This is a genomic window from Synechocystis sp. IPPAS B-1465 (assembly GCF_003015225.1).
Taxonomy (GTDB): domain Bacteria; phylum Cyanobacteriota; class Cyanobacteriia; order Cyanobacteriales; family Microcystaceae; genus Synechocystis.
Genome location: NZ_CP028094.1, coordinates 2,905,424 through 2,916,661 on the forward strand (window position 1 = coordinate 2,905,424; position 11,238 = coordinate 2,916,661).

At 48.2% G+C, this 11,238-nt stretch carries 13 protein-coding genes; 6 read left to right on the forward strand and 7 right to left on the reverse strand.

Features of this window, described 5'->3' with window-relative positions; translation table 11 throughout:
* Positions 1–35: 35 nt before the first annotated feature.
* Positions 36–653 (forward strand): potassium channel family protein, encoded by a 618-nt coding sequence (locus C7I86_RS13660; RefSeq protein WP_223211294.1) that lies wholly within the window; start codon positions 36–38, stop codon positions 651–653.
* 99 nt (positions 654–752) lie between these two features.
* On the opposite strand, the gene C7I86_RS19420 is transcribed toward C7I86_RS13660, so the two are convergent.
* Both C7I86_RS19420 and C7I86_RS13665 read right to left on the reverse strand, forming a co-directional pair.
* The gene (locus C7I86_RS19420; RefSeq protein ID WP_255347036.1) at positions 753–875 is read right to left on the reverse strand and encodes a hypothetical protein; all 123 of its coding nucleotides are present in this window, start codon (positions 873–875) and stop codon (positions 753–755) included.
* 24 nt (positions 876–899) lie between these two features.
* Positions 900–1,928, reverse strand: coding sequence for an ABC transporter ATP-binding protein (locus tag C7I86_RS13665; RefSeq protein ID WP_010873798.1), 1,029 nt, complete (start codon positions 1,926–1,928; stop codon positions 900–902).
* Between the two features lie 286 nt (positions 1,929–2,214).
* Here C7I86_RS13665 and hisB point away from each other — a divergent pair, with 286 nt between their 5' ends.
* On the forward strand, positions 2,215–2,847 hold the full coding sequence (gene hisB, locus C7I86_RS13670) for an imidazoleglycerol-phosphate dehydratase HisB (protein WP_010873799.1): 633 nt from the start codon (positions 2,215–2,217) through the stop codon (positions 2,845–2,847).
* Between the two features lie 17 nt (positions 2,848–2,864).
* Here hisB and C7I86_RS13675 read toward each other — a convergent pair whose 3' ends face one another.
* From C7I86_RS13675 to C7I86_RS13695, 5 genes are all read right to left on the reverse strand, one after another.
* Positions 2,865–3,476 (reverse strand): Uma2 family endonuclease, encoded by a 612-nt coding sequence (locus C7I86_RS13675; RefSeq protein ID WP_010873800.1) that lies wholly within the window; start codon positions 3,474–3,476, stop codon positions 2,865–2,867.
* A gap of 116 nt (positions 3,477–3,592) precedes the next feature.
* Positions 3,593–4,801: a bifunctional 2-polyprenyl-6-hydroxyphenol methylase/3-demethylubiquinol 3-O-methyltransferase UbiG gene (locus tag C7I86_RS13680; protein ID WP_010873801.1), complete on the reverse strand. Its 1,209-nt coding sequence runs from the start codon at positions 4,799–4,801 to the stop codon at positions 3,593–3,595.
* Between the two features lie 109 nt (positions 4,802–4,910).
* Positions 4,911–5,219: a circadian clock KaiB family protein gene (locus C7I86_RS13685; protein WP_010873802.1), complete on the reverse strand. Its 309-nt coding sequence runs from the start codon at positions 5,217–5,219 to the stop codon at positions 4,911–4,913.
* A gap of 173 nt (positions 5,220–5,392) precedes the next feature.
* Positions 5,393–6,313 (reverse strand): response regulator, encoded by a 921-nt coding sequence (locus tag C7I86_RS13690; RefSeq protein WP_223211295.1) that lies wholly within the window; start codon positions 6,311–6,313, stop codon positions 5,393–5,395.
* Between the two features lie 226 nt (positions 6,314–6,539).
* On the reverse strand, positions 6,540–7,277 hold the full coding sequence (locus C7I86_RS13695; protein ID WP_010873804.1) for a DevA family ABC transporter ATP-binding protein: 738 nt from the start codon (positions 7,275–7,277) through the stop codon (positions 6,540–6,542).
* Positions 7,278–7,407: 130 nt separating this feature from the next.
* Here C7I86_RS13695 and cobW point away from each other — a divergent pair, with 130 nt between their 5' ends.
* The 4 genes from cobW (at position 7,408) to C7I86_RS13715 (ending at position 11,214) form a co-directional block, all read left to right on the forward strand.
* The gene (cobW, locus tag C7I86_RS13700; RefSeq protein WP_010873805.1) at positions 7,408–8,466 is read left to right on the forward strand and encodes a cobalamin biosynthesis protein CobW; all 1,059 of its coding nucleotides are present in this window, start codon (positions 7,408–7,410) and stop codon (positions 8,464–8,466) included.
* Between the two features lie 62 nt (positions 8,467–8,528).
* Positions 8,529–9,542 carry a Ycf66 family protein gene (locus C7I86_RS13705; protein ID WP_010873806.1) on the forward strand — a complete coding sequence of 338 codons (1,014 nt, stop codon included), beginning with the start codon at positions 8,529–8,531 and terminating at the stop codon, positions 9,540–9,542.
* 60 nt (positions 9,543–9,602) lie between these two features.
* A complete protein-coding gene (locus C7I86_RS13710; protein WP_199303413.1) occupies positions 9,603–10,124 on the forward strand; it encodes a PD40 domain-containing protein in 522 nt (173 codons plus the stop codon).
* Between the two features lie 121 nt (positions 10,125–10,245).
* Positions 10,246–11,214: a protochlorophyllide reductase gene (locus C7I86_RS13715; RefSeq protein WP_010873808.1), complete on the forward strand. Its 969-nt coding sequence runs from the start codon at positions 10,246–10,248 to the stop codon at positions 11,212–11,214.
* Positions 11,215–11,238 lie beyond the last annotated feature (24 nt).

Genomic DNA, 11,238 nt, shown 5'->3' on the forward strand with positions numbered 1-11,238 from the left:
TGTTTTGGTCAATTGTTTTATTACTATTTTTTACCATGTTTGTGAAAACGAGAATGGGGGGAACTATTACTTCCATCTTGTTCACGGTGACTATTTTGGTAATGGTAAAAAATATGGCCATCAGCTCTCTTTGGAAAACTTTTCTACGGGGACTAGTGGCGATCGCCTTGGGCTGTGATTTATTAACTTTGTTGATTAGTAATCCCACCATTTCCCAAAGACTCTTTACTTGGGCGGATATAGTCTATGCGGTGTTCTTCGGGGCGGCAGTGATTACCATTAGCCAACAATTGAATAAGGTCCAGAAAGTAGACCAAAATGCTTTATTAGGAGCTATCAGTGTCTATTTACTGATTGGAGTCTTTTGGTTTTTACTCTACCGGATATCCTATATTATTTCCCCCACTAATTTTAACGAATTACAAAGTGATGGGATTAATAATTTCATCTTGCTCTATTTTAGCTTTACGACCTTGACCACCCTGGGCTACGGTGACATAACTCCTACGGATTCCATTGCCATGGGATTGTCCAACATGGAAGCCATTGTCGGTCAAATGTACTCGGTTATTTTTGTTGCTCGCCTGGTTAGTCTTTACACGACTGACCTCAATTGCCACAGTCAGATCCGGGAAGAACAGGAATCTGATTAGAGCCCATGCGAGAAAATTCATCCCTTGGCACAATGGTAAAAGCGAAACCAAGCCCAAACAGTATTACTTAACTTATTTCATGGTTGTCTCCGCCACCGATCATTCCGACAGAACCACTTCCCAAACTGGCGATCGCCAAGGATCATCACCTTCCTCGTCGGATTCGGAACCCATTCTTTGTCCCCATTGTCGCCGCACCGCCAGTAATGGTATTAAATGCAAGGGAATTTGCGTTGCTGACAGCGATTACTGAGCATTTTCTGAATTTTTATTGCTTTCTTCTGGATTTTCGGGTTTTTCTTCGGGCAATTCCACGGCCATTTCTTCGTCCACCGCCTCGCTAGTAATCAGATTTAAAAACACATCTTCCAAAGTGGGGCGTAGCCGTTGCATTTCGTATAAATCCCAACCCTGGGTGACGATCGCCTGGGCTAATTGTTGCCCCAGTTCTTCCAGTTGATTACTCCGCACCAAAATTTGTTGGCGTTCCTGCTGTTGGGGGTGGGTTTTAGTTTGCACCTCTTCCACACCGGGCAAGGACTGTAAACAATGGGCGATCGCCATTCCTTCTGCCCCAGCTACTTCCAACTGATAACTGAGATTTCCTTTTAGCTCCGCCAGTAAATTGTCCGGGGTATTGGTGGCCACCACCCGCCCTTGATTGATGATGGTCACCCGGTCACAGGTCATGCTCACCTCCGGCAAAATATGGGTGGAAAGGATAATAGTATGGTCCTCTGCCAAACTTTTAATTAAATTACGCACCTCAATAATTTGCTTCGGGTCTAGACCCACGGTGGGTTCATCCAAAATAATCACCGCTGGATCATGGACAATGGCCTGGGCAATGCCCACCCGTTGCTTAAAACCCTTGGACAGCTTGCGAATTAGGACTTTGCGTTTTTCCGTTAACTGGCACCGTTCCATGGCCCAGATCACCCTTTGCCGGCGATCGCCTGGTTTAACGCCCTTAATGCTAGCCACAAAGTTTAAAAAGCTGGCCACAGTCATATCCCCATAGAGGGGAGGATTTTCCGGTAGGTAACCAATGCGCTTTCGTACCGCCAGGGATTGTTCATGGACATCAAACCCTGCCACCCGCACTGTCCCGGTAGTGGCCGGAATGTAACCAGCCAAAATCCGCATGGTGGTGGTTTTCCCCGCTCCATTGGGCCCCAAAAAACCGAGAATTTCGCCTTTTTGCACCGAAAAGTCCACATTCTGGATGGCAGTGGTGGAACCGTAAACTTTGCTGAGATGTTCAACCTCAATCATGGCAGGGGAAATTAGTGAGTAAACAACCTGGGCACATTATGCCCCTTTCTCGGCCGGCCGCTCAAACGGATGAGTCACTCAGAATAGCTTCTAGATTTGCTCATTTTTTCAATAATCTGTTAGCCAGATCTGATCAGCCCTGTAAACTGACCCAATCAAGCGACCGCAATACTGGAGTTTTGGGAAAACAGACTCTAACTTTTGGCAATCTTCTCTTTACCTTTAAAATGGATTAAGGCTGTTCTGAAAAAAGCCATTGCCACTCAATTTCACCAATCTTTTCCCCATGCCGGAGTCATCCACCCCTTCCCTGCTGATCCCCAACTTTCCCCCCCGGGCGGCGGCGGTACATCGAGTTACCAAAGAAACTGATGTGCGGGTGAGTTTGAATTTGATGGGCAGTGGTTTGTGCCATGTGGCTACGGGGGTGCCTTTTTTGGATCATATGTTGCACCAGATTGCCTCCCACGGCTTGATTGACCTGGAAGTGAACGCCACCGGAGATATTGAAATTGACGACCACCACACTAACGAGGATGTGGGCATTACCCTTGGTCAAGCCTTAGCTGAAGCCCTTGGCGATCGCCGGGGCATTAATCGTTTTGGTCATTTCATTGCTCCCTTGGATGAAGCTTTGGTGCAGGTGACCTTAGACTTTTCCGGGCGGCCCCACCTCAGCTATGGCCTACAAATTCCCACGGAACGGGTGGGTACCTACGACACCCAATTGGTTCGGGAATTTTTTGTGGCCGTGGTGAACCACAGTCAAATGACCCTCCACATCCGCCAGCTTGACGGCATTAATTCCCATCACATTATCGAAGCGACCTTTAAAGCCTTTGCTCGGGCCATGCGTATGGCGATCGAGGTTGACCCCCGTCGGGCTGATACCATTCCCAGTTCCAAAGGGGTTTTATAGATTAAAGTTGGCCAGTATTAACTGGAAAAAATTCTTTGCAGAGATAGGGTAAACCCTGGCAAAATAGTTTCTCCGGATAGGTTGCTGGGATTTTCTAATATTTCTACTGGCTGTCCAGAGCGGTAAATTTCCACCTTTTTATTTTGGGGGTCAATCAGCCAGCCCAACTGAGCGCCGTTTTCCATATATTCCTGCATCTTTTCCTGCAATTTTTTGAGGCTGTCGGTTTTAGAACGCAATTCCACTACAAAATCGGGACAAAGGGGCATAAATCCTTGTCGTTGTTCCTGGGTGAGGGATTCCCAGCGCGCCTTAGTAACCCAAGATGCATCCGGCGATCGATTGGCCCCATTGGGCAACTCAAACCCCGTGGAGGAATCAAACCCTTCCCCAAGGCGATCGTTAGCTTCACACCAGATACCGAGTTGAGTAGTCAAATGAAAATTACGATTACCCGATTCGCCACCAGTGGGGGGATTCACAATTAATATTCCTGTTGCTGTACGTTCAAGCCTTAAATCTCGATTTTCCGCCGCTAAAATGGCAAATTGGGCCGGCGTGACCTGTAGGGCCAGTTCTTCGGGAATATTCAACGGCAGTGATTTCGGATCATCAACGACCTGAACCATGGCAATTTCCTCTGTGCAACCAGGGGGACTTTTCAATTTTAGTCCTTAGCCCCCGTCTGCGAAGTTTCAGTTTATCTTCCCAATTTCAGGGCATCGAGAAGTCGTAAAAGCAGCCCCTATGAGTTGCCGAGGGTCAGTAGTTGCCGAGTTTGCAGGCTCCGCACCAATGCCAAGTCGATGGATCGATCGCCTAGGTCGGTTAGAACTTTTTCCACGTTTGCTTGAATTTCTGTCTGAGCTTCTACTGCCTGGAGAAACTTAAATTCCTCTTCGGTTAACTCTAAGGGCTGATAGTTATAGTCAAATAAACTGCGGCTCGGCCAACCAGTCAGGCAAGGATGAAGATTGGGCAGGGCTTTGAGTAAGGTTTGATCGTCCGTCCAATCACTAATTTGTATGGGGGGTTTAGCCAAGAAAAATTCGTAGTGGGTAATTTCGGGGTCTAATAATTCAATTAGACGATATCGTTCCTTTTCGCTTAAATCTTTAGCCCGTTCCATTAAATCCGGTGCTTTGCCTAACAGGCGATCTAGTTGCCAATAATCAGGGTTGGAAAAGCCCAAAAATTCCAGTCCAGCCGAGTCGATTAATTCAAATAACGTATCAATGTTATAGTCCGTTTCTTGGGGATGGACATACATATCCGCAAAGGATTCATCCCGATGATTTTCCAGGGACCAACGCTCTTTTTCCCTTTTCACTAAACGGTTATATTCCGGCAAACTCGCAAAAATTTCTCGACCCACCGCAACCCCATCCTGGTAATCGCCCCGTTTTTTCCCCTGTAGGATGGCGATCGCCTTTTGCATGAGTTGAATTTCCCAGCGGCCGATTTCAGCGTAAACAAAAATGTGGAATAAACCACCGGGGGCCAATTTTTCCGCTACGGCCTGAATTCCAGCCACTGGATCGGGCAAATGATGCAGTACACCGACGGAATTGATGTAATCAAATTGTCCGGGAAGATGGGCCAGATTTTCCAGGGATAAATGGTGGAAATGCACCCGATCACAAACCACACCGGACTTTTGCAACCTTGTTTGGGCAACGGCTAAAGCCCCTTCACTGATGTCCACGGCATGAACTTCCGCTTCCGGGTTGAGGTGGACTAAATATTCCGTGCCGACTCCAGTGCCACAACCCGCATCCAAAATGCGAACCTTTTGATTAGCCGGCCGCCGTCCTAAACAAAAATTATGGGCCGCAGTCCATTGCCAGCGCCAGTTGTAACCCGGAGGTGGTTCCTGTAGCAGGGGTTCGGGGGGGAAGGGATAGGTGTTGTAGAGGGCCTGAACTGCGCGGTGCTGGTCGGAGTTGGACAACATAATTGGGAAAAAACTGGAGCTTTGGCGATCGCCAGAGGAATGGGGGCAAAATTTTCGCCCTGGTTTTTAATAATCACCTAATATCGGCCCACCGCCTAGGGGATAGCGGTTAATCCTCCGGCAAACGAACCTGCAAACCTTCGGGCACAATATCTAATCCCAGCAAAACTTTTTCCGTATTGGACATATCGCCGATAATCCGCTGTAGGGGAGGGGGCAATTGTTTGATCAAGGTGGGGGTGACCATGATTTTTTCCTCTTCCGCCCGTTGAGGCTGTTCCAACACGTCAATGATTTCAACATTGTACTGATCCCCTAGATCTTCTTGGCAAATGCGGTAAATATTGGCGATCGCCTGCTGAGAACGCACCGAATTACCCGTGATATAAAGTCTTAACACAATCCTATTCATATCCATCGCTGATAACAAATAAAGCCAATGCTTAAATCTAGCTCAATTAATCTGGGGTCAGTAACCTGAATTAAAGGAAATTTAAATAAAACAATCAAATAATGGATTATTAATCTAGTTAAAACAAAGTGTAATAGGTTATAGTTAAACAACTAAACAATCAAGCAAAGATAATTAATTTAAGAACTATCTTTGGGGGGAAATCGTGGTGAAATACGCGAGGAAATATTTAAGTTATTCAAGCTGACATAGTATTTGCGATAGAAGCTTGCTAAATAGCCCATTAATTCTAATACTATCAATCTGCCCTCGGTGGCGTAGGCTTGGGATTTAATTACATTAATATTGTGATTCTTTTCCTTTAGGACGGTGGTGTGGATTTCGATAATATCCCTGGGGCTGGCTTTCATAAAACCTAGGCGATCGGCTAAATTTCTCAAGCGCTCAGAAAGATTATGGTCTACCCTAAAAGCGCGTTGATCCAATGCTAATTCTAACAACTCTCCATAGGTTTGTTTCAACTCCCCAAATAATTCTGGAAAGGAATCTTTGATGGTATCAGAACCAAACATCCGGGCAGTGACGCTGGTGGTGGAGCTAATTAAGGTTTCCAGGGCGCTGTATTCCTTCTGTTGGCTGGCTAAGTTTCGTTGATTTTCACTCTTGCGACGATAAATATTTCTTTCTAAAACCGATAGTAATTCATAATAAAGCAAATAACTGTCGAGATTTTTCAGTCGTAAATAGCCATCGGCCCCATGCTGGAACGCTTGAATAACTAAATGCTCATCTTCACTTTGGCTATAGACAATGATGGATTGGTCGGGGAAAATTGTGCGGGCTTTAATTAGGGTATCAATGCCTTGGAGTTCCGATAGAAATAGATCTAATAAAACCACGGCAAACTCTCGATCTTGGCAAATGTCCACCGCCTCAGCCAAATTTGACACCGTCGTAATTTGTACCGGTAGACGTTCCACCAAAGGGGATACAATCGACGGTCCGAAGCAATGGTCAACCATGGCTGCCGTTGCTGAATCATCTTCAATCAGTAGAATTTGGTAGGGCTCCTGGGTCATGTAATCACGGCTAAGTTCCAAGGTGAGGGGTTTATGGGTTAGTTAAGTTTAATGCTATGCCTTTGCCTCTCTGGGGTTTACCTGGTAATGTCCCTATGCCCGCAGTTTTGAGACAAATTAAAGCACAATTAAAACTTGGCAAATAAGCTTTGACTAATCCTAAATATTTCTATGATTTAATTTGGGATTTAGCCACACTTATTATATGGAGCTTTTAACTAAGTTTTTAATGTCGGTTAATTAATCTTCACTCCCCTGGGTCGGCACAAAGTTGCCCATCTTCGAGTTGAATAATCCTGTCTGCCACGTCCAAAATGCGGTTGTCATGGGTGACAATCAAAATAGTAGACCCCTGCTCTCGGGCTAATTTTCGCATCAACTCCACCACGTCATGGCCCGATTTACTGTCCAAGGCCGCCGTTGGTTCATCGGCCAAAATCATTTTGGGATGACTTACTAATGCCCTGGCGATCGCCACCCGTTGTTTTTGTCCACCGGAAAGATTGTGGGGATTGTAGTTAATGTGAGCTCCTAGTCCCACCGCCTCCAGCATGGCAATGGACAACTCTTTCGCCTGTTGAGCATTGTATTGGGGGTGTAGTTCGATGGCCATCTGTACATTTTGCCTAGCAGTGAGGGATTCGAGCAAATTGTGGGCTTGGAAAATATAGCCAATGTGACGGCGGACCTGAACCAAATCCTGTTTTTTTGCTCCATTTAACTCTTGACCAAACACCCGCAAACTACCGCTCTGGGCCGACCGTAACCCCCCCATCAGGGTCAACAATGTTGTTTTTCCCGAACCGGAAGGCCCCTTGAGGATCACCACCTCCCCTTCGTCCAATCGGAGATTGATATCAAATAAAATTTGTTTGCGGAGATTGCCAGTGCCGTAGAAATGACTGAGATTTTCCATGGCCACCACTGGTTCCGCTGGTGTCATGGTGACTAGGTCACTGGAGGGGGAGGAAAGAAGCATTGCCATGGGCAAATAGATAGTGGGAAAAAGAGCTTGTATCCATCATGACCTTTTGTCGAGGGGAAAACCACGGCTAAACTTAAAGATCCGCCCCTAGATAGCCACCATTTAATTTTTACAAATTTTTACGAAATCCATGCACAAAATCCCCGTTACCGTAGTCACTGGCTTCCTCGGCTCTGGCAAAACCACCTTGGTTAGGAACCTATTACAAAACAACCAAGGGCGACGCATTGCAGTGTTAGTCAACGAGTTTGGGGAAGTGGGCATTGATGGGGATATTCTCCGCAGTTGCGGGGTATGTGACGAGGACGGCAATCAAATCTTTCCGGCAAGCAATGAAGCCCCCAAGATTGTTGAATTGGCCAATGGCTGTCTCTGTTGCACTGTGCAGGAGGAATTTTTGCCCACCATGCAGGCTTTGTTGGAGCGGCGAGAGGAAATTGACTGCATTGTGGTGGAAACTTCCGGCTTAGCCCTGCCCAAACCTCTCATTCAAGCTTTTCGTTGGCCAGAAATTCGCACTGGGGCCACGGTGGATGGAGTAATTACTGTGGTAGATGGGGATGCCCTCGCCAGGGGGGCCATGGTAGGGGATTTGGAAGCTTTGGAAGCCCAACGGCAGGCCGATGATAGCCTCGACCACGAAACTCCCATTGAAGAATTGTTTGAAGACCAGTTGGCCTGTGCGGATATGGTGCTGTTGACCAAAACCGATTTGTTGGGGGATGGGGATCAACAACGGCTGGAAAATTGGTTAGGTGACCAGTTACCCACAGGAGTCAAAGTGGTGCCCTGTCACCAAGGGCAAATTAGTCCAGAAATTCTCCTCGGCTTTAATGCGGCGGTGGAAGACAACCTGGACAGTCGCCCCAGTCACCATGACCATGAAGAAGACCACGACCACGATGAGGATATTAATGCGGTGTATGTGGCCCTAGACCAGGAATTTGACCCGGCGCATTTGGTTCAAGGTTTAACTGATTTGGTGCAAGACCATGAGATTTATCGCATTAAGGGTTTTGTCGCCGTGCCCAAAAAAGCAATGCGCCTAGTACTCCAGGGAGTTGGGCAACGATTTGATTATTTTTATGATCGCCTCTGGACAGAAGAAGATAGCAGGCAAACCCGCTTGGTGGTCATTGGCCAGGGCTTGGAATCGGAAAAGATCAAAATGGCGATCGCCAACATTTAGACCCCTTCGGCCATCAACAGAATCGGCTACCATGGAGCAGAGAAACACAAGCTTTCAAGGTAATGGTAAATTTCGGGCTTAATTCAGCTAGCATCCTTGGTATTTTTCTTGCAGTGGCCGGGGCCGGGCTCTATTTCCTGCGCTCAGTGCGGCCGGAGGTGTCCCGGGATTACGACATCTTTTTCTCCGCTGTGGGCTTACTGTGTGGACTAATTTTGCTATTCCAAGGTTGGCGGCTCGACCCGATTTTACAATTTGGACAACTTCTATTAAGTGGTTCCACCGTGTTTTTTGCCGCTGAAACCATTCGTTTGCGGGGCATCACCACCGAACAGGCCCGGCGCAGTGCCCCCTACGCAGACGATCGCCGGGTGAGCAAAACCAGGGTCTATACGGAAGCGGAATTGGATCAGTTGGAACCGGAAGATGAACCCGTGGCCCGCAATAATCGCCGCCTGAGGGGTTATGACGATGATGCCCGCAGTGGCCGTCCCGATGGCTATGGAGAAGCGGAAGCCCGCCCCAGACCCCGTTCCCAAGGCCGTAACGCTCCCCCCACTAACCCCAACCCCAGACCAACCCGTTCCCGTCCCTCCGCTGGCCGCAGTGCCCCCCAAAGACCCGGCCCCGCCCCTGGTTACAACGATAACTACGGTTACGAAGACGATTATTCCGGTTGGGAGAGTGGTGCCAATGATGTGTGGGATGATCCCACCCCTAGCCGTCGGCCGCCTACCCGTCGTCCCCGTCCCGAAGCTGGTAATGATCCGGCCCCTTCCCGTCGTCCCCGTCCTAGTAATAATCCCCCCAATGATTCCTTTGGCGATCGCCCGGAGAGAAATGCCCCCCGCAATGCCCGTCCCTACGAAGATGAACCGCCCGCGGCCTATGTGGACTATCAACCCATTGACGAAGCCGATTTAACTCCCCGCCCCACCACTCCCGAGGACCCTGCCGATAGGAACCAGGAACAGAGTCGCAGTGGTAATCCCCGCAGTCAACGCCCTAGTCGCTCCCCCGTCGATGGCGAAGAGCCCCCCATCGGAGCTGATGACCAAGAACGGTTTGATTATTAGTTTTTCCCAGTGAACAGGGTGAGAATTTGGAGTAGTTTAGGGCGGACTCCATGGTTATGGTTGGCAATAATACTAGTCCCCCTAGCGCTCAGTGGTTGTAATAACGTCAGGCGATCGCCATTGGATCAGAGCTTAAATAGCCGCTTCAATGACGAACAGCCCAGCCTCAGTGGTGACGGTCGCTGGTTGGCCCTAGTTTCTAACCGCAACGGCACCAGGGAAATTCTGGTCTATGACCTGCGCAACAATCAATTGGTCAACCTACCGGGATTGAACCAAGCCAACACCATTGCCGAAAGTCCCAGTCTGAGCCGCACCGGCCGTTATTTGGTTTATCTGTCCAGCATTCAAGGGCGGCCTGACATCGCCTTATACGATCGCCTGACCAAAAAAACTGACCTGTTAACCCTCAACTATCGCCAGTGGGTACGCAATCCCAGGATTAGCCCCGATGGTCGCTATATCGTTTTTGAAACCGCTAAACGGGGACAATGGGACATTGAAATCCTTGATCGAGGTCCCCAAATTGAATTGGATATTGCCGAAGGTGCTCCCGTGGAAAGCCCCCCCACTGCACCATGATCAACCATTGGTAAAACTGAATTTTGCTTAAAGCTCCTTCACAAAAGCGGCTTCAACATTGTGCGATCCTAAAGAATGGCAAAGTTTAACCACTAACAATTAATTAAAAATTTATAAATCCATGGAACAACCGATGAAACCCACGGTGATCATCACCGGAGCCTCCTCCGGGGTGGGATTATACGGAGCTAAAGCTTTAATTGACAAAGGTTGGCACGTGATTATGGCCTGCCGCAATTTGGATAAAACCCAGAAAGTAGCCGATGAATTGGGTTTTCCCAAGGATTCCTACACCATCATCAAATTGGATTTGGGCTATCTGGACAGTGTGCGCCGCTTTGTCGCCCAGTTTCGGGAATTGGGTCGTCCCCTCAAAGCTCTGGTTTGTAATGCGGCGGTTTATTTTCCTTTGCTGGACGAACCCCTCTGGTCAGCGGATGACTATGAACTTTCTGTGGCGACCAACCACCTGGGGCACTTTTTGCTTTGCAATCTGTTGTTGGAAGATTTAAAAGCCTGTCCCGATGCAGATAAGCGTTTAATCATTTTGGGCACTGTTACGGCCAACAGCAAAGAACTAGGGGGTAAAATTCCCATCCCCGCCCCGCCGGATTTGGGCAACTTTGAAGGGTTTGAAGCGGGCTTTAAGAAACCCATTGCCATGATTAATAACAAAAAATTCAAATCGGGCAAAGCGTATAAAGATAGTAAGCTCTGCAATATGCTCACCACCAGGGAGTTGCACCGTCGCTTCCACCAAGAAACGGGCATCGTTTTTAATTCTCTCTATCCGGGCTGTGTAGCCGATACTCCCCTATTCCGCAATCACTATTCCTTGTTCCGCACCATTTTTCCCTGGTTCCAGAAAAACGTTACCAAAGGCTATGTCAGCCAAGAATTGGCAGGGGAACGGGTGGCCATGGTGGTGGCCGATGACAAATTTAAGGATTCTGGGGTGCATTGGAGCTGGGGCAACCGTCAACAAGCGGGCCGGGAAGCCTTTGTGCAGGAACTTTCGGAACAGGGAAGCGATGCCCAAAAAGCTCAGCGCATGTGGGATCTAAGCGAAAAGTTAGTGGGTCTGGTTTAGTTCACCGATAAATTCCCCCCAGCC

Excerpts from the sequence above, each read along its gene's own strand:
- hisB (WP_010873799.1), top strand. The coding sequence starts at position 2,215 with ATGCCGGAGTCATCCACCCCTTCCCTGCTGATCCCCAACTTTCCCCCC.
- C7I86_RS13660 (WP_223211294.1), top strand. The coding sequence starts at position 36 with ATGTTTGTGAAAACGAGAATGGGGGGAACTATTACTTCCATCTTGTTC.
- C7I86_RS13715 (WP_010873808.1), top strand. The coding sequence starts at position 10,246 with ATGGAACAACCGATGAAACCCACGGTGATCATCACCGGAGCCTCCTCC.
- C7I86_RS13665 (WP_010873798.1), bottom strand. The coding sequence starts at position 1,928 with ATGATTGAGGTTGAACATCTCAGCAAAGTTTACGGTTCCACCACTGCC.
- C7I86_RS13675 (WP_010873800.1), bottom strand. The coding sequence starts at position 3,476 with ATGGTTCAGGTCGTTGATGATCCGAAATCACTGCCGTTGAATATTCCC.
- C7I86_RS13695 (WP_010873804.1), bottom strand. The coding sequence starts at position 7,277 with ATGGCAATGCTTCTTTCCTCCCCCTCCAGTGACCTAGTCACCATGACA.
- C7I86_RS13685 (WP_010873802.1), bottom strand. The coding sequence starts at position 5,219 with ATGGATATGAATAGGATTGTGTTAAGACTTTATATCACGGGTAATTCG.
- C7I86_RS13680 (WP_010873801.1), bottom strand. The coding sequence starts at position 4,801 with ATGTTGTCCAACTCCGACCAGCACCGCGCAGTTCAGGCCCTCTACAAC.
- C7I86_RS13705 (WP_010873806.1), top strand. The coding sequence starts at position 8,529 with ATGGTAAATTTCGGGCTTAATTCAGCTAGCATCCTTGGTATTTTTCTT.
- cobW (WP_010873805.1), top strand. The coding sequence starts at position 7,408 with ATGCACAAAATCCCCGTTACCGTAGTCACTGGCTTCCTCGGCTCTGGC.